The sequence below is a fragment of the Oceanimonas aquatica genome, assembly GCF_030732065.1.
In the GTDB taxonomy this organism is placed as follows: domain Bacteria; phylum Pseudomonadota; class Gammaproteobacteria; order Enterobacterales; family Aeromonadaceae; genus Oceanimonas.
On sequence record NZ_JAVBHX010000004.1, the window covers coordinates 114,680 to 134,312 of the forward strand.

At 61.6% G+C, this 19,633-nt stretch carries 22 protein-coding genes; 9 read left to right on the top strand and 13 right to left on the bottom strand.

The window, feature by feature from the left end; all coding sequences use genetic code 11:
* Nucleotides 1–3: 3 nt before the first annotated feature.
* Nucleotides 4–2,253: a DNA topoisomerase IV subunit A gene (gene parC, locus Q9290_RS07385; RefSeq protein WP_306078994.1), complete on the top strand. Its 2,250-nt coding sequence runs from the start codon at nt 4–6 to the stop codon at nt 2,251–2,253.
* Nucleotides 2,254–2,328: 75 nt separating this feature from the next.
* Here parC and mutT read toward each other — a convergent pair whose 3' ends face one another.
* From mutT to Q9290_RS07435, 10 genes are all read right to left on the bottom strand, one after another.
* Nucleotides 2,329–2,733, bottom strand: a complete 405-nt coding sequence (gene mutT, locus Q9290_RS07390; protein WP_306078995.1) for an 8-oxo-dGTP diphosphatase MutT — start codon at nt 2,731–2,733, stop codon at nt 2,329–2,331.
* Nucleotides 2,723–2,914: a DNA gyrase inhibitor YacG gene (gene yacG, locus Q9290_RS07395; RefSeq protein ID WP_306078997.1), complete on the bottom strand. Its 192-nt coding sequence runs from the start codon at nt 2,912–2,914 to the stop codon at nt 2,723–2,725. Before yacG ends, mutT begins: the two co-directional genes overlap by 11 nt.
* Nucleotides 2,911–3,645: a cell division protein ZapD gene (zapD, locus tag Q9290_RS07400; protein ID WP_306078998.1), complete on the bottom strand. Its 735-nt coding sequence runs from the start codon at nt 3,643–3,645 to the stop codon at nt 2,911–2,913. Before zapD ends, yacG begins: the two co-directional genes overlap by 4 nt.
* A 50-nt stretch (nt 3,646–3,695) precedes the next feature.
* Nucleotides 3,696–4,841, bottom strand: a complete 1,146-nt coding sequence (gene hemW / locus Q9290_RS07405) for a radical SAM family heme chaperone HemW (RefSeq protein ID WP_306078999.1) — start codon at nt 4,839–4,841, stop codon at nt 3,696–3,698.
* A complete protein-coding gene (gene rdgB / locus Q9290_RS07410) occupies nt 4,841–5,440 on the bottom strand; it encodes an RdgB/HAM1 family non-canonical purine NTP pyrophosphatase (RefSeq protein ID WP_306079000.1) in 600 nt (199 codons plus the stop codon). The genes hemW and rdgB overlap by 1 nt, the downstream gene beginning before the upstream one ends.
* Before the next feature lie 124 nt (nt 5,441–5,564).
* Nucleotides 5,565–5,978 carry a DUF4426 domain-containing protein gene (locus Q9290_RS07415; RefSeq protein ID WP_306079001.1) on the bottom strand — a complete coding sequence of 138 codons (414 nt, stop codon included), beginning with the start codon at nt 5,976–5,978 and terminating at the stop codon, nt 5,565–5,567.
* A gap of 37 nt (nt 5,979–6,015) precedes the next feature.
* A complete protein-coding gene (locus tag Q9290_RS07420) occupies nt 6,016–6,327 on the bottom strand; it encodes a DUF167 family protein (RefSeq protein WP_306079002.1) in 312 nt (103 codons plus the stop codon).
* Complete coding sequence (locus Q9290_RS07425) at nt 6,315–6,866, bottom strand: YggT family protein (RefSeq protein WP_306079003.1); 552 nt, start codon at nt 6,864–6,866, stop codon at nt 6,315–6,317. The genes Q9290_RS07420 and Q9290_RS07425 overlap by 13 nt, the downstream gene beginning before the upstream one ends.
* A 9-nt stretch (nt 6,867–6,875) precedes the next feature.
* Nucleotides 6,876–7,700 (bottom strand): pyrroline-5-carboxylate reductase, encoded by an 825-nt coding sequence (gene proC / locus Q9290_RS07430; RefSeq protein WP_306079004.1) that lies wholly within the window; start codon nt 7,698–7,700, stop codon nt 6,876–6,878.
* A gap of 10 nt (nt 7,701–7,710) precedes the next feature.
* Nucleotides 7,711–8,403 carry a YggS family pyridoxal phosphate-dependent enzyme gene (locus Q9290_RS07435; RefSeq protein WP_306079005.1) on the bottom strand — a complete coding sequence of 231 codons (693 nt, stop codon included), beginning with the start codon at nt 8,401–8,403 and terminating at the stop codon, nt 7,711–7,713.
* A gap of 40 nt (nt 8,404–8,443) precedes the next feature.
* Between Q9290_RS07435 and Q9290_RS07440 the strand changes: the two genes are divergently transcribed.
* The 3 genes from Q9290_RS07440 (at nt 8,444) to yaaA (ending at nt 11,491) form a co-directional block, all read left to right on the top strand.
* Nucleotides 8,444–9,478 carry a type IV pilus twitching motility protein PilT gene (locus Q9290_RS07440; protein ID WP_306079006.1) on the top strand — a complete coding sequence of 345 codons (1,035 nt, stop codon included), beginning with the start codon at nt 8,444–8,446 and terminating at the stop codon, nt 9,476–9,478.
* A gap of 116 nt (nt 9,479–9,594) precedes the next feature.
* Complete coding sequence (locus tag Q9290_RS07445) at nt 9,595–10,704, top strand: PilT/PilU family type 4a pilus ATPase (RefSeq protein WP_306079007.1); 1,110 nt, start codon at nt 9,595–9,597, stop codon at nt 10,702–10,704.
* Nucleotides 10,705–10,711: 7 nt separating this feature from the next.
* Nucleotides 10,712–11,491, top strand: coding sequence for a peroxide stress protein YaaA (gene yaaA, locus Q9290_RS07450; protein WP_306079008.1), 780 nt, complete (start codon nt 10,712–10,714; stop codon nt 11,489–11,491).
* A gap of 143 nt (nt 11,492–11,634) precedes the next feature.
* Here yaaA and Q9290_RS07455 read toward each other — a convergent pair whose 3' ends face one another.
* Together Q9290_RS07455 and srmB are read right to left on the bottom strand one after the other, a co-directional pair.
* Entirely contained in the window at nt 11,635–11,784 is a 150-nt protein-coding gene (locus Q9290_RS07455) for a hypothetical protein (protein ID WP_306079009.1), read from the bottom strand.
* 53 nt (nt 11,785–11,837) lie between these two features.
* The gene (srmB, locus tag Q9290_RS07460) at nt 11,838–13,136 is read right to left on the bottom strand and encodes an ATP-dependent RNA helicase SrmB (protein ID WP_306079010.1); all 1,299 of its coding nucleotides are present in this window, start codon (nt 13,134–13,136) and stop codon (nt 11,838–11,840) included.
* A gap of 70 nt (nt 13,137–13,206) precedes the next feature.
* Between srmB and Q9290_RS07465 the strand changes: the two genes are divergently transcribed.
* From Q9290_RS07465 to Q9290_RS07475, 3 genes are all read left to right on the top strand, one after another.
* Nucleotides 13,207–13,914, top strand: coding sequence for a tRNA1(Val) (adenine(37)-N6)-methyltransferase (locus Q9290_RS07465; RefSeq protein ID WP_306079011.1), 708 nt, complete (start codon nt 13,207–13,209; stop codon nt 13,912–13,914).
* 194 nt (nt 13,915–14,108) lie between these two features.
* Entirely contained in the window at nt 14,109–15,383 is a 1,275-nt protein-coding gene (gene brnQ, locus Q9290_RS07470) for a branched-chain amino acid transport system II carrier protein (protein WP_306079166.1), read from the top strand.
* A 179-nt stretch (nt 15,384–15,562) separates the two neighbouring features.
* Nucleotides 15,563–15,943, top strand: coding sequence for a DUF6746 family protein (locus Q9290_RS07475; RefSeq protein WP_306079012.1), 381 nt, complete (start codon nt 15,563–15,565; stop codon nt 15,941–15,943).
* Nucleotides 15,944–16,027: 84 nt separating this feature from the next.
* Here Q9290_RS07475 and fldB read toward each other — a convergent pair whose 3' ends face one another.
* The gene (gene fldB / locus Q9290_RS07480; RefSeq protein ID WP_306079013.1) at nt 16,028–16,543 is read right to left on the bottom strand and encodes a flavodoxin FldB; all 516 of its coding nucleotides are present in this window, start codon (nt 16,541–16,543) and stop codon (nt 16,028–16,030) included.
* Nucleotides 16,544–16,617: 74 nt separating this feature from the next.
* On the opposite strand from fldB, the gene xerD reads away from it, so the two are divergent.
* Nucleotides 16,618–17,505: a site-specific tyrosine recombinase XerD gene (gene xerD / locus Q9290_RS07485; RefSeq protein ID WP_306079014.1), complete on the top strand. Its 888-nt coding sequence runs from the start codon at nt 16,618–16,620 to the stop codon at nt 17,503–17,505.
* A gap of 386 nt (nt 17,506–17,891) precedes the next feature.
* Nucleotides 17,892–19,625: a single-stranded-DNA-specific exonuclease RecJ gene (recJ, locus tag Q9290_RS07490; protein WP_306079015.1), complete on the top strand. Its 1,734-nt coding sequence runs from the start codon at nt 17,892–17,894 to the stop codon at nt 19,623–19,625.
* The last annotated feature ends 8 nt before the right edge of the window (nt 19,626–19,633 follow it).

Below are 19,633 nucleotides of genomic sequence, written 5' to 3' on the forward strand. Positions count from 1 at the left end.
ACAATGAGCAATCAAGACTTTACCATGGAAGGGGTGGAGCGCCTGCCGCTGCACACCTTTACCGAGCAGGCCTATCTCAACTACTCCATGTACGTGATCATGGATCGGGCCCTGCCGCATATCGGCGACGGCCTCAAGCCGGTACAGCGCCGCATTATTTATGCCATGAGCGAGCTGGGACTGTCGGCCCTGTCCAAGCACAAGAAATCGGCCCGTACCGTGGGCGACGTGCTGGGTAAGTATCACCCTCACGGCGACTCCGCCTGTTACGAGGCCATGGTGCTGATGGCCCAGCCCTTCTCCTATCGCTATCCGCTGGTGGACGGTCAGGGCAACTGGGGCGCACCGGACGATCCCAAATCCTTCGCCGCCATGCGGTATACCGAGGCCCGGCTGTCGCGCTTTTCCGAGCTGCTGCTGAGCGAACTCGGCCAGGGTACGGTGGAGTGGATCCCGAACTTCGACGGCACCATGAAGGAGCCGCGCATGCTGCCGGCCCGGCTGCCGCACATACTGCTGAACGGCGTTACCGGCATTGCCGTGGGCATGGCCACCGACATTCCGCCCCACAATGCCCGGGAGCTGGCCAACGCCTGCGTGCATTTGCTGGACCACCCCAAGGCCACGGTGAGCGAGCTGATGGACCATGTGGCCGGTCCCGATTACCCGACCCAGGCCGAGATCATCACCCCCAGGGCCGATATTCAGAAGATTTACGAAACCGGCAAGGGCAGCATCAAAATGCGCGCCGTGTATCACCAGGAGCAGGGCGACATCGTCATCACCGCGCTGCCGCACCAGGCCAGCGGCGCCAAGATCCTGGAGCAGATCGCCGGCCAGATGCAGGCCAAGAAGCTGCCCATGGTGGCGGATCTGCGGGACGAGTCGGATCACGAAAACCCGACCCGGCTGGTGATCATTCCCCGCTCCAACCGGGTGGACGTGGAGCAGCTGATGCAGCACCTGTTCGCCAGCACGGATCTGGAAAAGAACTACCGGGTCAACCTCAACATGCTGGGGCTGGACAACCGGCCTCAGGTGAAGACGCTGGACCGCATTCTGTCCGAGTGGCTGCAATTCCGTCGCGAGACGGTTCGCAACCGGCTGCAATACCGGCTCGACAAGGTCGAGGCCCGGCTGCACATTCTTGCCGGCCTGCTGATCGCCTTCCTCAATATCGACGAGGTGATAGAGATCATTCGCAGTGAGGACGAGCCCAAGCCGGTACTGATGGAACGCTTTGGCCTCACCGACACCCAGGCCGAGGCCATTCTCGAGCTGAAACTGCGTCACCTGGCCAAGCTGGAAGAAATGAAAATTCGCGGCGAGCAGGACGAGCTGGCCGCCGAGCGCGACAAGCTGGCACAGATCCTCGGGTCCGAGCGCCGCCTCAGCACTCTGCTCAAGAAAGAGATCCTGGCCGATGCCGAGAAGTACGGCGACGATCGCCGCTCGCCCCTGGTCGTGCGGGAAGAGGCCAAAGCTTTGAGTGAAAAAGAGCTGGTACCGAGCGAGCCGGTCACTATCGTGCTGTCGGAAAAAGGCTGGATCCGCTCCGCCAAGGGCCATGAGGTGGACGGCGCCTCACTCAGTTACAAGGCCGGCGATGGCTTTCTCGATGCGGCTCCCGGGCGCAGCAACCAGATGGCGGTGTTCCTGGCCAGCAGCGGCCGGGCCTACGGTCTGGATGCTCACAGCCTGCCCTCGGCCCGGGGCCAGGGCGAGCCGCTCACCGGTCGTTGCAGCCTGAGTCCGGGGGAGCAGGCGCGTTTTGTGCTCACCGGTGACGACGAGCGGCTGTACCTGCTGGCGTCCGACGCCGGTTATGGCTTTGTCTGCCGCTACGGCGATATGGTCAGCCGCAACAAGAACGGTAAGGCCCTGCTCACCGTGCCCGCCGGCGGCGAAGTGCTCAAGCCGGTGCCGGTGTCACAGGTGGACAGTGAGCTGTGCCTGGTGGTCACCAACGAGGGGCGCATGCTGCTGTTCCCGCTTAAAGATTTGCCCATGCTGGCCAAGGGCAAGGGCAACAAGCTGATTGGCATTACCGGCGCCAAGGTGCAGGCCCGGGAAGACTTCATCAAGCAGCTGGCGGTGGTGCCCGAAGGCGCCAGCGTCACCCTGCACGCCGGCAAGCGAAAGCTGACCCTGAAGCCGGCCGATCTGGCCCACTACCAGGGCGAACGCGGCCGCCGCGGCGCCTTGCTGCCAAGAGGCCTGCAACGGGTAGACAGTCTGGAAATTGAAGCCTGACGGCGGCGTGAAGTGGAAAGTAAAAACCGGGCCTGTGCAGCCCGGTTTTTTATTTCGCCGCGGTTAAATCACGGCCTACAATTTCTGCAGCTTCTCCACAATCGGGCTGTTGGCGGCAGGAAACTCGTAAGTGTGCAGCTCGGCAATGGGCACCCAGCGGCTGGGCTGGCCTTCGCGGCCGTGGGGCTCGCCGGTAAAGGCGGTGACCTTGCGAATGTCGAGGATCACTTGCTTGTCGCCATAGTCATGTTCAATGCGCATAAAGGGCGCGCACAGGCTGACCTGAATACCGATTTCTTCTTCCAGCTCCCGGGACAGGGCCTGGGGCACGGTTTCGCCGGCTTCTACCTTGCCGCCGGGAAACTCCCACTTAAAGGCCTGGTGCTGGCTTTCGCCGCGACGGCAGACAAAAATCTCGCCGGCGGCATTCTCAATCACGCCCACCGCCACCAGCACGGATTTTTTCACTTCAGTATTCATTTTCACCGTCCTGCTCCGGCAGCCAGGCGGGCTCGCCGGGAATGCGTTTTTCTTCGTCGGCCCATTCACCCAGATCGATCAGCTGGCAGCGCTTGCTGCAAAAGGGGCGAAAGGGACTTTGCTCGCCCCATTCCACGGACGCGCCACAGGTGGGGCAGGGGACTGTGCTGATTTTGCTCATTTTATATTCGCCAGTTCAAAGTCGATGTTGCCGATGTCGGTGTTGCCCACCGGCATAAAACGAATGGTAAAACGGTACTTGTTGCCGCTCACGACCGGGTATACCGGCTGATCGCTGGGCAGCCGCAGCCGAATCATGTCGGTCTGTTCGGCGCTGTCCTGAAAAAAGCCGGCGTTGGCCCGCTGCGGATGAAACTGGCTGCTTTCCCGCCACAGGGTCAGCAGCAGGGTCAGGCCCTGTTGCAGCAGGCTGAGCTGTTCCACCCAGGCGTCAAGATCCTGCTGTTGCCGCTCCGCCGGCTGGTTCAGCCAGTGATGCAACTGAGGCACATCAAAGGGGCAAAGACCGCCGGGAATGGCAAAACGGCTGCGCACCGCCGAGAGCAGCTTGTCTTCCCGCAGGGTCTGGCCCAGGCGGGCGCTGCGGGGCAGCTGCTGGCTGATGGACTCGAGTTTCTGGGAAAACTGCTTGAGGGCGGCGGCGTCTACTCCGGGCACCTGCGCCCAGGCTTCCAGCTTGTTGTTCTGTTGCTCCAGATCCTTGGCCAGATCGGTGCGCAGATCACAGCGTTCCAGCAGCTCCAGGGCGTCGAGCAGGGCCTTGAACAGGGCGGTAGCCTGACCGGGGGCGTTCAGCCCTCGGCACTGTTCAATCTGTTTTAGCAGCTCGCTCAACCGCAGGTAGTTGCGGCATTTTTCATTGAGGGGAAATTCGTAAACCAGTGATGACATAACACGCTTGGCCTGTGAGTCGAGGCGATAATGGGGCAAGTGTACCTGCTTCACTCCTCAAGAAACAAATCGAGCAAACGGTTAAGAAAACGCCGGCCCAGGGGCGTGACTCGCCAGTGGGTGCCGGTATCTTCAAGCAGCTCCAGCCGGTAAGCCTCGGCCAGCGGGGTACGCAGCCGTTCCATGGACTGGCCGGTGAGGGCGGTAAAGTCGGCCTTGGGAATGGGCTCGAACAGTCGCAGCCGGTTCATGAAATATTCCAGCGACAGATCCTGCGCGGCTATGTGCCAGTGCTGATCCAGATAGGGCCGCTCCGGCTCCAGGTAGCCCCGCGGATGCTTTACCTTGACGGTGCGCAGAATGCGCCCCTGCGGCGGCAGGGTGACCTTGCCGTGGGCGCCGCAGCCAATGCCCAGGTAGTCGCCAAAGCGCCAGTAGTTGAGGTTGTGTCTGGCTTCAAAACCGGGGCGAGCGTAGGCGGACACTTCATATTGCTCATAGCCGTGGGCCAGCAGCAGTTCGTGGCCGCGCTCGTAAATCTCCGCCAGGGTGTCGTCTTCCGGCAGCGCCGGCGGACGCGAGGCGAACGGGGTGTTGGGCTCGATGGTGAGCTGGTACCAGGATAAATGGGGGGGCGCCAGCGCCAGCGCCTGCTCGAGATCAAACAGGGCGTCTTCCAACGCCTGCTCGGGCAGTCCGTGCATCAGATCGACGTTAAAGCTGCTGAGCCCCACGCTGGCGGCTTCTTTTGCGGCAAAGCGGGCCTGCTCGGGGTCGTGAATGCGGCCCAGGCGTTCCAGCTTGTCGGCCTGAAAGCTCTGCACGCCAATGGAAATGCGGTTAACGCCGGCCTGGCGAAAGCCGCCAAAGCGGCCCGCTTCCACCGTGCCCGGGTTGGCTTCCAGGGTGATTTCGATGCCGTCCTCAAAGGGCAGGCGTTCCCGCACGCCGGCCAGCAGCCGGCCGATGGCGTCCGGGCTCAGCAGGCTGGGGGTGCCGCCGCCGATAAAGATGCTGTGCAGCCGCCGCCCCTGAGCGAAGTGCAGGTCAGCGTCCAGATCCTGCAGCAGGGCGTCGACGTATTCCCGTTCGGGAATGCCTTCCTTCAGGGCGTGGGAATTAAAGTCGCAGTAGGGGCACTTTTGCACACACCAGGGAATATGCACATACAGGCTTAGCGGTGGCAGCGTCAGCATCAGATCTCTTCTCGCAGCAGTTGCTGCAGCCGGTGCAGGGCGCTGGCCCGGTGGCTGTGGCGGTTTTTCTCGGCCGGGGTCAGCTCGGCGGCGGTTTTGTCCGTCTCCGGCACCCGGAACACGGGATCGTACCCAAAGCCGTGTTCACCCTGAGGGGCTGTGGTGATCTCGCCCTGCCAGCGGCCGGTGCAGATCAGCGGCGTGGGGTCGTCGGCGTGGCGCAGATACACCAGTACACACCAGAAGGTGGCCTGGCGCTCGTCGGCGGGCACGTCCTGCATTTGCTTCAGCAGCAGCTCGAGGTTTTGCTGGTCGCTGGCATTCAGGCCGGCAAAACGGGCGGAGTACACCCCGGGGCGGCCGTCGAGGGCGTCCACTGCCAGGCCGGAGTCGTCGGCAATGGCGGGCAGGCCGGTCACTTGGGCGGCGTGGCGGGCCTTGATGATGGCGTTCTCCACAAAGGTGGTGCCGGTTTCCTCGGCGTCGGTCACGCCCAGCTCGGTTTGCGGCACCACGCTCATGCCCAGTCCGCCCAGCAGGGTTTGCAGTTCGGCAACTTTTTTGGCGTTGCCGGAGGCCAGTACGATTTGTTGGGTCACCTTTCGCTCCTGTGGAATACCGCGAGCGGGCATGATACCACCGTGACCGGGATAAGTGAGGGGGAGGGGAAAGGGGTGAGGAGTAAAAATGAGGTTTGTCTCCTCACTCCTCACCCTCGACACCTCACTCGGTATAGAAGGTATGGCGAAAGCTCAGCTCACCGCCCTGACTGGGGCCACGAATGTCGATGGTGAACAGCACGTTGTCTTCATTGCGGTAGGGGTACTGGGCGATGTAATAAATCGCGTCCCCTTCGCGAATGGTCTGAAACTCCAGCTGGCGCACATTGCCAAGCAGGTTCTTGCCTTCTCCATTCAGGGCCACCTGCACCGACTTGCCGTCGGCGTCGAGCACGGCAATGTTGAGCAGGCCGTTAAAGCGGCTGCGTTCAATGTTATTGCTGCGGGCCACGTCGGGAGACAGGAAAGTGGACGGAAAGGCGCTGTAGTGCACCGTCCAGTCGCCGATGCGGGTTTCCTCGGCCGAGGCCTGAAAGGTGAACAACAGGGCCAGTGCGGTGATCATTGCTTTGAACATAACGGTTCCTTATTACCAGTGGCAGTTATTGATCAGTTTAGGACGCCTCGCCGAGGAGTTCCGCCAGCGCCGGCGGAATTCGGCCCGGATGGTCGATCACCACCCGCTTGTGGCGACTGCTGTCGCCGGCCACCAGCTCCACCCGGGATTTGGCCACGCCGCATTGCTTGGCCAGCCATTTCAGCAGGTGGGCATTGGCCTTGCCGTCTACCGGCGGGGCGGTAATGGCGACCTTGAGCTCGTCGCCGTGCAGACCGAGAAAGGCATCCCGGCTGGATCGGGGTTGCAGATAAAGACTGAGGTGCAGCCGGTGTTCATGCAGCCGCACCGCCGGCGTTACAGCTGCCACCACAACGGGCCAAACAGGTCGCCCATCAGCCAGTTCAGGGCCTGCAGCGCGATAAAGGCCACCAGTATGCTCAGATCCAGCCCGCCCATGGGCGGAATAATGCGGCGCAGCGGTGCCAGCAGGGGTTCGGTGAGCTGATACATCACATATTCAATCTGGCTGCGGCCCTGGCTTATCCAGCTCAGCAGGGCACGAATGATCAAAATCCAGAACAGCATGGCGCCGGCCTTTTTCAGCACGGTGATCAGTCCCACCAGCAGCACTATGCTCCAGTCGGCATAGAGCAGGTTCATGGTTTTGAACAGGGCCAGCTTGACCGTGGCCACGATCAGCGCCAGCAGCACCGCCGCCATGTCGATGCCAAAGAAACCGGGCACCATCCGGCGCAGGGGCTTGAGCACCGGGTTGGTGGCCTTGACCACAAACTGGCTGAAGGGGTTGTAGAAGTCGGCCCTGACCAGCTGCAGCCAGATGCGCAGCAGCACCACCATGAGGTAGAGGTCGAAAACGGTGTTGATCAGGTAATAAGCGGTATTCATGGTGCGTCCTTAAAGCTGGCTTTCCAGTTCCCGGGCCCGGGCCACGGCAGCGGCCATGGCGTCCGCCACCAGGCGGTCGAGGCCGTTGTCGTTAAAGCTGCGAATGGCCTCGGCGGTGGTGCCGCCTTTTGAGGTGACCTGCTGGCGCAGCTCGGTGAGCGACAACTGCGGGTTGGCGGCCACCATGTTGGCGGCCCCCAGGGCGGTCTGCTGTACCAGCAGGCGGGCCTCATCGGCGCTAAAGCCGCTTTGCTCGGCCCGTTTGGCCATGGCGTCCATAAACAGGAAAAAATAGGCGGGCGCACTGCCGGCGGCGGCGATCACCTGATTGATGCCGTCTTCTTCCGCTACCCACAGGGCCTTGCCCACGGCTTCCATCATATGCTGGCAGTAGTCGCGGTCACCCTGGGCCACATGGGGCCTGGCATAAAGGCCGGTCATGCCCAGGCCCAGCAGGGACGGGGTATTGGGCATGGTGCGTACAATGCGGGTGTGGCCACCGGCCATTTCTTCCAGACGAGCCACGGAAATGCCGGCGGCAATGGACACCAGCAGCTTGCCGCCGAGGTCGGCGCCGGCGGCCAGCAGCTCGCTCAGCATGGCGGCCATCATCTGGGGTTTGACCGCCAGCACCACTGTGTCGGCCCAGGTGGCGGCCTCGAGGTTGTTCTGGGTGGTACGAATGCCGAAGTCGGCGGCCAGGGCGTCCAGCTTGGGCCGGGACGGGTTGGCGGCGGTGATGCAGTCGGCCGGGTAGCCGGACTGGATCAGCCCGGAAATCAGGCTGCGCGACATGTTACCCGCGCCGATAAAGGCGAGTTTTCTGTGTTCCATCAATGATCACTCAAGGGTTGCGGGAGCCGAAGATGGCAGTGCCCACCCGTACCAGGGTGGAGCCACAGGCCACTGCCAGTTCCAGATCGTTGCTCATCCCCATCGACAGGGTGTCCAGCTGGGGGTGTTTTTTCTGCATTCTATCAAAGAGGTGTTTCAACTCTAGTAATTGTGCCCGCAGGGTGTCGGAATTGTCGGTTGCCTCCGGTATTGTCATCAGACCGCGCAGGCACAGGTGGGGCAGGCCGGCCACCTGCTCGGCCAGGGCCTCGGCCTCGGCGGGGGAGAGGCCCGACTTGCTGGCTTCGCCGCTGACATTGACCTGCAGGCAGATATTGAGCGGGCGCATATGGGGCGGACGCTGGTCGTTGAGGCGCAGGGCGATCTTCAGCCGGTCCACGGTTTGCACCCAGTCAAAATGCTCCGCCACCAGCCGGCTCTTGTTGGATTGCAGCGGGCCGATAAGGTGCCAGACAATGTCGGGGCAGCGCTTTTTCAGGGTGGTGATTTTATCCACCGCTTCCTGCACATAGTTCTCGCCAAACCAGCGCTGACCGGCGGCAAAGGCGGCTTCCACATCCTCGGCGGGTTTGGTTTTGCTGACCGCCAGCAGGGTGATATCTTGGGGATCACGGCCGGCCTCGGTGGCGGCATCGGCCATGCGGGCGTGAACGTCTTGCAAATGCTGTGCGATAGTACTCATATGAATAAATTCGATTCAGGCTCAAGCGACGGGGAATAATATGGATATTACGGAATTACTGGCGTTCAGTGTAAAGCATAATGCCTCCGATCTGCACCTCTCTGCCGGCGTGCAGCCGCTGTTGCGGGTAGACGGCGAGGTCCGCAAGATCAACCTGCCGGTGTTGGATCACCGGGAAGTACACCGGCTGGTGTACGACATCATGAACGATCGTCAGCGCAAGGAGCTGGAAGAAAACTTTGAAGTCGATTTCTCCTTTGAGCTGCCGGGGCTGGCACGGTTTCGTGTGAATGCCTATCACCAGGCCCGGGGCGCGGCGGCGGTGTTCCGGGTGATCCCGAGCGAGGTCTGGACCCTGGATCAGCTGGGCGGTCCGGAGATCTTTGAGCGCATTGCCGAATATTCCCGCGGCCTGGTGCTGGTCACCGGCCCTACCGGCTCGGGCAAGTCCACCACTCTGGCGGCCATGGTCAACCACATCAACGACAACTTCAACAAGCACATTCTGACCATCGAAGATCCCATTGAATTCGTGCACGACAACAAGAAATGCCTGGTCAACCAGCGGGAAGTGCACCGAGACACCCACTCCTTCAGCCATGCCCTGCGTTCGGCCCTGCGGGAAGACCCCGATATCATTCTGGTGGGGGAACTCAGGGATCTGGAAACCATTCGGCTGGCGCTTACCGCCGCCGAAACCGGCCATCTGGTGTTTGGCACCCTGCACACCTCGTCGGCGGCCAAGACCATTGACCGTATCATCGATGTGTTTCCCGGCGCCGAAAAGGACATGGTGCGCTCCATGCTGTCGGAATCGCTGAAGGCGGTGATCTCCCAGAACCTGCTGAAGAAGATCAGCGGCGGCCGGGTGGCGGCCCACGAGATCATGCTGGGTACCCCGGCCATTCGTAACCTGATCCGGGAAGACAAGGTGGCGCAGATGTATTCGGTGATCCAGACCGGCATGGCCCACGGCATGCAGACCATGGATCAGTCCCTCAAGCGGCTGGTGGCCAGCGGTCAGGTGTCCCCCGCCGACGCCCGTACCAAGGCGGTGGATCCCCAGAGCATCTGAGGCCGGCCTTGTATGGGCGGGCGAACACGGGTTTCATGACCTTCGTCATGATGGCGGCCAGGCTGAATGCGGCATCATGACGGTATGGTTTTCAGTATCAGTAAACGGAGAGCGTAATGGAGCTGGCTTCATTATTGGGCCGCATGTGCGAGCAAAAGGCCTCGGACATGTACATTTCGGTGGGCGTGGCACCCACCATCAAGACCCAGGGCAAACTGGTGCCCATCGGTGACCATCCGCTGAGCGAGGGCGAGGCGCTGGCGCTGGTGGAGTCCTGCATGACCGACGAGTGCCGGGAGCGCTACCACCGTGAAAAAGAGGCCAACTTCGCCATTCACGACGACGAGCACGGCCGCTTTCGGGTCAGCGCCTTCTGGCAGCAGGACAAGGCGGGCATGGTGCTGCGTCGCATCGAAAGCCGTATTCCCACCTTTGAGGAGCTGTACCTGCCCGAGGTGCTGCGCGAAGTGGGCATGGCCAAGCGAGGGCTGGTGCTGTTTGTGGGCGGCACTGGCACCGGCAAGTCCACCACTCAGGCGGCCATGATCGGCCACCGCAACCGCCATGCCGGCGGCCATATTCTCACCATTGAGGATCCGGTGGAATTCGTGCACCAGCACGATCAGTCGATCATTACCCAGCGGGAAGTGGGCATCGACACCGAATCCTTCGATGCCGCCCTGAAAAGCTCGCTGCGCCAGGCCCCGGACGTGATTCTGATCGGGGAAATCCGCTCCGAGGAAACCATGGGCTACGCCCTTTCGTTCGCCGAGACCGGGCATTTGTGCATGGCTACTTTGCATGCCAACAACGCCAACCAGGCCATTGACCGCATCATGCACCTGGTGCCCGAAAACAAGCACCGCCAGCTGTTGTTTGACCTGTCGTTCAACCTCAAGGCCATTGTGGCCCAGCAACTGATCCCCACCCGGGACGGCAACCAGCGCCGGGGTGCCTTTGAGATATTGCTCAACACGCCCATCGTCGCCGACGTGATCCGTCAGGGCGACATGCACCGGCTCAAGGAAATCATGGGCAAGTCCCGCGAGGCGGGTATGCAAACCTTTGATCAGGCGCTGTTTGACCTCTATACGCGCCAGCATATAGGCTACACCGAAGCCCTGGCCTATGCCGACTCCCCCAACGATCTGCGGCTGATGATCAAGCTGCAGGACGGCGGCGGGCTCGACTCCGGCCTGTTCGACAACGTAACCATCGAATCCTGAGGACCGTATGCTGATAGTGGTGTCTCCCGCCAAGACCCTGGACTACGACACGCCGCCGGTGATCGCCGATTACACCCGCCCCGAGTTGCTGGAACACTCGGCCGAGCTGATTGAGCGGGCCCGTGAACTGAGCCCGGCGGAGATTGGCAAGCTGATGAAGATCAGCGACAAGCTGGCCGGCCTGAACGCCGCCCGTTTTGCCGACTGGCAGCCGGAATTCACCCCCGCCAATGCCAAGCAGGCACTGCTGGCGTTCAAGGGCGATGTGTATACCGGCCTGGACGCTGAAACTCTGAGCGCAGACGATTTTGCCTTTGCGCAGACGCACCTGCGCATGCTCTCGGGCCTGTATGGGGTGCTGCGGCCATTGGATCTGATGCAGCCCTACCGGCTGGAAATGGGTACAAAGCTCGACAATGCCAGAGGCAAGGATCTCTATGCCTTCTGGGGCAATATCATCACCGACACTCTGAACCGGGCCATGGCAGAGCAGGGCGACAATGTGCTGGTGAATCTGGCCTCCAACGAGTACTTCAAGGCGGTGAAGCCAAAGCAGCTCGAAGGCCAGATAGTGACGCCTGTGTTCAAGGACGCCAAGAACGGCCAGTACAAGATCATCAGCTTCTACGCCAAAAAGGCGCGGGGCATGATGGCCCGCTACATCATTGAAAACCGGCTGACCGAGGTGAGCCAGCTCACCGCCTTTGATACCGCCGGCTATTACTTTGTTGATAGCGAGTCCACCGCCACCGAGCTGGTGTTTCGGCGCGAAGAGCAGGATTCCTGAAAAAAGTGAAAATCGGCGGGAACCTTTAGCGGACAGCATGGCTCTATAAGGATGTGTCTACTGAGTTTCAGCAATTCCCTTTTTTGACTCTCTCTTTTGTTTTGACCGGCCCTCGAGGCCGGTTTTTTATTGCCGCGTGATGGCTATTGCCATTCAGGGTGAAAGTCGTTGCTGCGGCGGCCTTCGTTCCGGCGCCGGTCGGGGTTGGCGGGCTCCCAGCGCACCGAGGCGCGCCGGTCGATAATAATGCGGCGCTCTCGCCGGCGCCGCTCCTTGTCCTGACGGGGTTTCATGGTCTCGTCCTTGATGGGCCTGCTTTTCAGCATAGCCTTTTCAAGGCGAGCGCTTAGTCTTCCCGGCCTGGTTTTTCCTTCAGCCAGCGCGGCTGGCCCTTGGCCTTCTTGTCACGCAGACGGGCTTTTTTCTTGGGCTGGGCAGCCTTTTTGCCCTTGCCGTCGGATTCTTTCTTCTTGCGCACCGTGACCGCCGCTTCCTTGTGTTTGGGACGCAGCTCGTCGATTACCCGGCGCTTGAGCTTCTGATCGGTGTAACGCTCTACCTTGACCACCATAGCCATGTCGTGGGCTTCCACCAGACTGATGGCAATGCCCTTGCGGCCGGCGCGGCCGGTGCGGCCGATGCGGTGCACATAGACATCGGCAGTGCGCGGCATGTCGTAGTTGATCACATGGCTGACCTCGGGCAGGTCGATGCCCCGGGCGGCCACGTCGGTGGCCACCAGAATGTTGACCTTGCCGTTGCGAAAGCGGCGCAGGGCCTCAAAGCGCTTGTCCTGATCCATTTCGCCGCGCAGCCAGGCGTTGTCCAGTCCTTCCTGCTGCAGCCGGCTGGCCAGCTCCATCAGCCGGTCCCGGGTTTTGACAAACACGATGCTGCGGGTCACGTCGGACTGGCGCAGCAGGTGCAGCAACAGGGCGAACTTGTGCTCGGGGTCATCGGCCAGGTGCAGCCACTGGTTGATCTTCTTGCGCTCGCTGCGGGGCGGCTCGGCAGACAGCTCCACCGGCTCCTTGAGGATCTCGGCGGCAAATTTCATCAGGCCCCGGCCTTCCAGGGTGGCGGAAAACAGCATGGTCTGGCGGCGCCAGCGGGCCTCGGCGGCAATGCGGTCCACGTCCTGAATAAAGCCCATGTCGAGCATGCGGTCCGCTTCATCGAGGATCAGCATTTCGATGTCGCGACTGTCAAACGACTCTTCGTCGATGTATTGCAGCAGCCGGCCGGGGGTGGCCACCACTATGTCGGTGGTCTTGGTCAGGGCCGGCAGGTGCTTGTCGGCATGCACGCCACCGGTGATGGTTTCCACTCGCAGGCCGGTGTCTTTGAGCAGGGCCTTGGCGTCGTCGGCAATCTGCTTGGCCAGCTCCCGGGTCGGGGTCAGCACCAGTACCCGGGCCGGGCCGGCCTGTCGACGGGGAAAGTCCAGCAGATGCTGGCACACCGGCAGCAGAAAGGCGGCGGTCTTGCCGGTGCCTGTGGGTGCCGAGGCCATAATGTCCCGGCCGCTCATGGCTTCGGGTATGACCTGGCTCTGAATGGTGGTGGGTCTGGCATAGCCCATGCGGGCCAGAGCGCGAACCAGAATGGGGTCCAGCTCCAGTTGCTCAAAGGTCATACTGCTCATGTTCAATTCCGTCAGCCAAAATGGCCGAGTATTATAGGCGAACTTCCACCAAAATACTCTCGGGATCACCATGGCCGGCAACGGTTTTACCCTCAAGCAATTTCATATTCATCACGACCGCTGTGCCATGAAAGTGGGCACCGACGGCATTTTGCTCGGGGCCTGGGCAGCCTTGGGCCAGGCGCGGCGCATACTCGATGTGGGCACCGGCACCGGCCTGGTGGCGCTGATGCTGGCCCAGCGCGGCGGCGATAATGTGCACATTACCGGTTTGGAGCTGGACCCGGCGGCGGCGGGGCAGGCCGCCGATAACGTGGCCGCCTCGCCCTGGCCGCAGCGGGTGAAGGTGGTGCAGGGCGCCCTGCAGCAATTTGAGGCCGCCCCCTTTGAGTTGATTGTGTCCAACCCGCCCTATTTTGCGCCGGGGCAAACCTTTAACTGTGCCGCCCGGGCCAGTGCCCGCCACGGCGGCAGCCTGAGCCTGGCGGAATTGTTTGCTCATTGTGCCCGGCTGCTGAGCGAAAACGGGCAGATTTGTCTGGTACTGCCCTGGCAGGCCCATGAGGAAGCGCTGCTTCATGCGGACTCAAACGGCATGCATTTGCTGGAGCAGCAGAATGTTGTGACGCGGGAAGGTAAAAATCCGGGTCGTTTTTTGCTGCGCTTTGGCAGGATCAATAACTGTGTAATCAAAGGAGAAATCGTCATTAATACTGCATCTGGCGAGTATGGCGATATATACAAAGGTCTGGTGTCGCCTTTCTATCTTAAGATGTAAATTTCGTATTGAAGATAATTTTCACATCATTATGCTACTGCTCAGCTCGCGCGCTGTCAGTTTATAGTATTTTACAAACCGCCAATGGCAGCGCATCGTCTTGTTTATTTCGTTAGTTTCCGAACGAAACTTTCATAATGCGCGTTGCCGCCACGAGGTTTGTCTTGAAAAAGCCATTGTCCACTTTTGATGTCATGGGTCTCGGATTCATGACATTCGCCTTCTTTCTGGGGGCCGGGAACATCATCTTCCCCCCGCTGGCCGGGTTTCTCGCTGGTGAGCACCTCACCAGCGCCATGTTCGGCTTTCTGACCACGGCGGTGGGCCTGCCCCTGGCCGGCCTGGTGGCCGCGGCCCTGGCCGGCGGCGGCCTGCCGGTAATGGGACGCTACCTGCCGGCCGTGGTGATCACCATCATGGGCAGTGCCATTTTCATTATTATCGGCCCGGCCTTTGCCGCCCCCCGTACCGGCCTGGTGGCCTATGAAATGGGCGTGAAGCCGTTTCTCGAGAACCCGGGGCAGGGCGCACTGACCCTGTATACCCTTGGATTCTTTGGCGTGGCGCTGTTGTTGTCCCTGAGCCAGGGTCGGTTGCTGGAAGCGGTGGGCAAGCTGCTGACGCCGCTGCTGCTGATCCTGCTGGTGGCCCTGGCCATCGCCGTGTTCGTTAATCCTCAAGGGACTCAGCCGCCGGTCACCGAGGCCTACCTGGCCCAGCCGTTCGTGAAGGGCTTTATCGAGGGCTACAACACCATGGACACCTTTGCGTCCTTGCTGTTCGCCATGCTGATCCTGGATGTGCTGCGCAAGAAGGGCGTAACCGAGACCCGCGCCCAGTCCCGCTACCTGATGGCCGCGGCGCTGATTGCCGCCGCCGGCCTGGGTTTTGTGTATATTTCCCTGTTCGTTCTTGGCGGTACCAGTCAGGGCGTGGTGATAGGAGCCAGCAACGGCGGCGAGATCATCAGCGCCTATGTGCTGTCGTTGTTCGGTGAGCCCGGCCTGTGGATTTTGTCGGCCATCGTGACCCTGGCCTGCCTGACCACGGCAGTGGGACTGGTGTCGTCCTGTGCCGATTACTTTCACAACCTGACCGGCAAGGGCAGCTATAAAGCCTGGGTGGTGGGCATTGCCACCGCCTGCATGCTGGTGGCCAACGTGGGCCTGAATACCCTGATCAGCGTGTCGGTGCCCATTCTGGTGGCGCTGTATCCGGTGGCCATTGCCCTGGTGGTGGCCACCTATCTGCAGCCGCTGATGCGCGCACCCGTGTTTGCCTTTCGCCTGATCATGAGCGTGGCCTTCTTCTTTGGCCTGCTTGACGGCATGCAGGCCGCCGGCCTCGACATGAGCCTGCTGGACTTTTTGCCCCTGTTCGGTGTGGGCATGGCCTGGACCCTGCCCACCGCCATTGCCGCCGTCATTGGCCTGGCGGCCGGCAAAATGGCGCAGCCGGCCACGGCCTGAGGTGATGTATAACGCTATTTCAGGGCGGCCACAGGCCGCCCTTTTTATTGTGCGGTTACCGGGAAAGCGCGGGTAAAGGGGTTAGCTTGATCGATATCAATTATCACTCTCAGTGTAAATGATAATAATTATCGCCGTTAGCGGTTCACCCGAACCATTACCCCTGATATGAGGAAATCATGATGAAAATGCGCTCCCGCCTGTTGCTGACCAGCCTGCCCCTGCTGCTGGCATGCCATGTTCAGGCCGATACCCGCCCGTCTCACTACAAGGGCGAGCCTGCCGAGACCCTGACCCAGGCGGTCAGCAACTTTACGGATTACAACGCCAGGCTGGCCGAACTGCTGGCAGGCGAACTGACGCCGCAAGCCCTGAGTGAGGTGCACCAGCTGACCTATACCCTGGAAAACGCCCTGGCCAGAATTAACGAGGAAACCACGGCGCTGGCGGACACGCTGGAAGCCGTGCATGTCGCTTCCGAAAGCAACCAGCCCGGGGTGGTCCGGGACAGGGGAGAAGCCTACCTTGAGGTATCCCGCAGTCTGGTGCCTCAAGCGTAAAAGGTAACGTTCTGAGTAGAAAAGCGGCCTTGAGCCGCTTTTCTGGGTTGGGACAGTAGCCATGGGCAGGCCAACCCGGGAATGCTAGAGCGCGGCGATCTCATCCAGGATCTGCGCCACCCAGGTTTCAATGCGGGGGTCGGTATCGTCATACTGGTTGGCTTCGTCCAGTGACAGCCCCACGAAGTATTTGCCGTCCTCGGTCAGCGCTTTTGAGGCTTCAAACTCGTAGCCCTGATTGGGCCAGTAGCCCACCACGCTGGCGCCCCGGGCCACCACCTTGTCGTGCAGCATGCCCAATGCGTCCTGAAACCACTCGCCGTAACCCAGCTGATCGCCCATGCCGAACAGCGCGACCACATGGCCTTCGAGATTTAGGGTGTCGATATCGTCCCAGTGGGATTCCCAGTCTTCCTGCAACTCGCCAAAATCCCAGGTGGAAATACCAAGAATAAGAATGGGGTAGTCTTGGGCACGCGCCAGGGGCACATCCCTGATATTATGCAGGTCGACCAGCTCGGCACCGAGCTGCTCGCGAATTTTTTCGGCTGCGATCTCGGTGTAGCAGGTGGTCGAGCCGTAAAACAAACCAATATTCATGGGGCTCCGTTCGCTCTTTTGAGAATGGCGCCATCATAACAGAAGCCGCCGGGCAGGCGGAGCACGGAGTCAACATGAGTCATCCGCTGGTCGAGCAGTTTATTGACGCCCTCTGGCTTGAAAAGGGGCTGTCCGACAACACCCTTTCCTCCTATCGCAGCGACCTGGGCCACTTCGCTACCTGGCTGGACGGCGAGGGTGGCAGCCTGCTGGCGGTGGACAGCCTGACCCTGCAGCAATACCTGGCCCATCGCATCGACCTCGGTTTCAAGGCCAGCAGCACGGCGCGCATGCTGAGCGTGCTGCGGCGGTTTTTTCAGTACCTGCACCGGGAACAGCTGCGCACCGATGATCCCAGCGCCCTGATTGCCGGCCCCAAGCTGCCCAAGCGTCTGCCCAAGGATCTGAGCGAACAGCAGGTGTCGGCGCTGCTCGATGCTCCCGAAGCCGGTGATCCGCTGGAACTGCGCGACAAGGCCATGCTGGAACTGCTCTATGCCACCGGCCTGCGGGTAACCGAGCTGGTGAGCCTGTCGATGGAAAGCGTCAGCCTGCGTCAGGGCCTGGTGCGGGTCACCGGCAAGGGCAACAAGGAACGGCTGGTGCCCATGGGGGAAGAAGCCCTGTACTGGCTGGGACGGTTTATCAAGGAAGGGCGGGCAGCGCTGCTGGGCGAACAGGCGTCGGACGTGGTGTTTCCGTCCCGCCGGGCCCGGCAGATGACCCGTCAGACTTTCTGGCATCGCATCAAGCACTACGCCCTGCGCGCCGGCATTACTCAGGAGCTGTCGCCCCACACCCTGCGCCATGCCTTTGCCACCCACCTGCTTAACCACGGCGCCGACCTGCGGGTGGTGCAGATGCTGCTGGGCCACTCGGACTTGTCCACCACCCAGATCTACACCCATGTGGCCACCCACCGCCTGAATGCCCTGCATGAGGAGCATCACCCCAGAGGGTGACTTCCTTACCATTTGTCTTGCCGTGCACTTTCGTCGGCCAAAGCGCACTGCTTCTCCGGCACGCCGTGAATACTTCCATGTAGGCTCCGTCGCGTCATCCCTGACGCGAAGGGCGCGGCGAAGCAGACACCCTTTGTCCTCCTTGGCCGGGGATGAAGCTGACTGTCAGTATTTAACAGGCAACCCTTAGTTTCACGAAGCAGCAGTGGGGATTGCCGTAGCCGACCGTCACCTGCCAGGGAAGGCAGGTGCCGAGCGTCCCATGGATGGGCCTGAAGCGTGTCGGCGTAGCGCAACCGCACTGCTGCTTCGTCTTCGGGAGAGCGTTGCAAATTTCACCTTGCCCGGTTAGTGTTGTCGGCCTGTTTAAACAGCCAGTATTTTCCATGTCTTTGTCTTCCCCACTGCCCATTCGCCGGCGTGAGCCGGTGGCTCACGAGTTGCCTTCCGAGCTGTCTCCCATCGTGCAGCGGCTGTACGCCAGCCGGGGCCTGACGTCGCCCGACCAGCTCAACCTGCAGGCTAATGCCCTGCACAAGCCGGTGTTCAGAGGCATGAATGAGGCGGTCAGCCTGCTGACGCAGGCGCTGGGTGATCAGCGCAGCATATTGATTGTGGGCGACTTCGACTGTGACGGCGCCACCAGCTCGGCGCTGATGGTGCACGGCCTGCGCGCCATGGGCGCGCAGCGGGTGGATTATCTGGTGCCCAACCGTTTTGATTACGGTTATGGCCTGAGCCCGCAGGTGGTGGAAGAGGCGGTGACCCTGGGTGCCGAGCTGCTGATCACCGTGGATAATGGTATTTCCAGCATCAGCGGGGTGGCGGCGGCCAAGGCCGCCGGCATGCAGGTGATCGTTACCGATCATCACCTGCCCGGCGACGAAACGCCAGCGGCCGATGCCATCGTCAATCCCAACCAGCATGGCTGTGAGTTTCCGTCCAAGAATCTGGCCGGCGTGGGGGTGGCCTTTTACCTGCTGCTGGCGCTGCGCTCGGCCCTGAACGAGCAAGGCTGGTTTGAGCAGCAGGGGATTCGACCACCCAACATGGCGGATTATCTAGACCTGGTGGCGCTGGGCACGGTCGCCGACGTGGTGGCCCTCGACGGCAACAACCGGGTATTGGTACACCAGGGCCTGCAGCGCATGCGCGCCGGCCGGCTGCGCCCCGGCATTCAGGCACTGATCGACATTTCCGGGCGTAACCAGCAGCGGCTGGTGGCGTCCGATCTGGGCTTTGCCCTGGGGCCCCGGCTCAATGCCGTGGGCCGGCTCGACGACATGTCCATGGGGGTGGCCTGCCTGCTGTGTGACGACATTAATGAGGCTCGCCGGCTGGCGGCCGAGATGGACGAGCTCAATCGGGAGCGCAAGGCCATCGAGACCAGCATGCAGCAGGAGGCGCTGGCCACGCTTGCCAAGGTACGTATCAGCGACGGCGACTTGCCGTCCGGGCTGGTGCTGCACCAGGACGACTGGCATCAGGGGGTGGTCGGGCTGGTGGCCTCGCGCATCAAGGAGCAGTATTACCGTCCGGTGATCGCCTTTGCCGAGGCCGGCGACGACGAGCTCAAGGGCTCGGGCCGCTCCATTCCCGGCGTGCACCTGCGGGACCTGCTGGAGGCGGTGAACAGCCGCCACCCCGAGCTGATCACCAAGTTTGGTGGCCACGCCATGGCCGCCGGCCTGTCGATAACCAAAGCGGCGCTTGAGCCGTTCAAGGCTGCCTTTGAGCAAATGGTGGAGGAGTGGGTCAGCCCTGAGTTGCTCACCGGCGAGATCCTCAGCGACGGCGAACTCACTGCCACCGAGCTGACCCTGGAGCTGGCCGAGCAGCTGCGCTTTGCCGGGCCCTGGGGCCAGGCCTTTCCCGAGCCCCTGTTCGACGGCGAGTTTCGCATTATTCAGCAGCGGCTGGTGGGCGACAAACATCTCAAGCTGGTGCTGAGCCCGGACGAGGGCCGCACCGTGATCGATGCCATCGCCTTTAACGTGGATTTGAGCACCTGGCCCAATGCCGCCATTCAGAACGTGCAGCTGGTGTACAAGCTGGATGTCAACGAGTGGCGGGGCAAGCGCCAGCTGCAATTGCTGGTGGAGCGGCTGGCGCCGCTGTAAGCCGGCTG

What these genes read in the sequence shown, in the direction of transcription:
- parC (WP_306078994.1), top strand. Translation starts at nt 4, where the DNA reads ATGAGCAATCAAGACTTTACCATGGAAGGGGTGGAGCGCCTGCCGCTG.
- mutT (WP_306078995.1), bottom strand. Translation starts at nt 2,733, where the DNA reads ATGAATACTGAAGTGAAAAAATCCGTGCTGGTGGCGGTGGGCGTGATT.
- yacG (WP_306078997.1), bottom strand. Translation starts at nt 2,914, where the DNA reads ATGAGCAAAATCAGCACAGTCCCCTGCCCCACCTGTGGCGCGTCCGTG.
- zapD (WP_306078998.1), bottom strand. Translation starts at nt 3,645, where the DNA reads ATGTCATCACTGGTTTACGAATTTCCCCTCAATGAAAAATGCCGCAAC.
- hemW (WP_306078999.1), bottom strand. Translation starts at nt 4,841, where the DNA reads ATGCTGACGCTGCCACCGCTAAGCCTGTATGTGCATATTCCCTGGTGT.
- Q9290_RS07415 (WP_306079001.1), bottom strand. Translation starts at nt 5,978, where the DNA reads ATGTTCAAAGCAATGATCACCGCACTGGCCCTGTTGTTCACCTTTCAG.
- Q9290_RS07425 (WP_306079003.1), bottom strand. Translation starts at nt 6,866, where the DNA reads ATGAATACCGCTTATTACCTGATCAACACCGTTTTCGACCTCTACCTC.
- proC (WP_306079004.1), bottom strand. Translation starts at nt 7,700, where the DNA reads ATGGAACACAGAAAACTCGCCTTTATCGGCGCGGGTAACATGTCGCGC.
- Q9290_RS07435 (WP_306079005.1), bottom strand. Translation starts at nt 8,403, where the DNA reads ATGAGTACTATCGCACAGCATTTGCAAGACGTTCACGCCCGCATGGCC.
- Q9290_RS07440 (WP_306079006.1), top strand. Translation starts at nt 8,444, where the DNA reads ATGGATATTACGGAATTACTGGCGTTCAGTGTAAAGCATAATGCCTCC.
- Q9290_RS07445 (WP_306079007.1), top strand. Translation starts at nt 9,595, where the DNA reads ATGGAGCTGGCTTCATTATTGGGCCGCATGTGCGAGCAAAAGGCCTCG.
- yaaA (WP_306079008.1), top strand. Translation starts at nt 10,712, where the DNA reads ATGCTGATAGTGGTGTCTCCCGCCAAGACCCTGGACTACGACACGCCG.
- Q9290_RS07455 (WP_306079009.1), bottom strand. Translation starts at nt 11,784, where the DNA reads ATGAAACCCCGTCAGGACAAGGAGCGGCGCCGGCGAGAGCGCCGCATT.
- srmB (WP_306079010.1), bottom strand. Translation starts at nt 13,136, where the DNA reads ATGAGCAGTATGACCTTTGAGCAACTGGAGCTGGACCCCATTCTGGTT.
- Q9290_RS07465 (WP_306079011.1), top strand. Translation starts at nt 13,207, where the DNA reads ATGGCCGGCAACGGTTTTACCCTCAAGCAATTTCATATTCATCACGAC.
- brnQ (WP_306079166.1), top strand. Translation starts at nt 14,109, where the DNA reads ATGGGTCTCGGATTCATGACATTCGCCTTCTTTCTGGGGGCCGGGAAC.
- Q9290_RS07475 (WP_306079012.1), top strand. Translation starts at nt 15,563, where the DNA reads ATGATGAAAATGCGCTCCCGCCTGTTGCTGACCAGCCTGCCCCTGCTG.
- fldB (WP_306079013.1), bottom strand. Translation starts at nt 16,543, where the DNA reads ATGAATATTGGTTTGTTTTACGGCTCGACCACCTGCTACACCGAGATC.
- xerD (WP_306079014.1), top strand. Translation starts at nt 16,618, where the DNA reads ATGAGTCATCCGCTGGTCGAGCAGTTTATTGACGCCCTCTGGCTTGAA.
- recJ (WP_306079015.1), top strand. Translation starts at nt 17,892, where the DNA reads ATGTCTTTGTCTTCCCCACTGCCCATTCGCCGGCGTGAGCCGGTGGCT.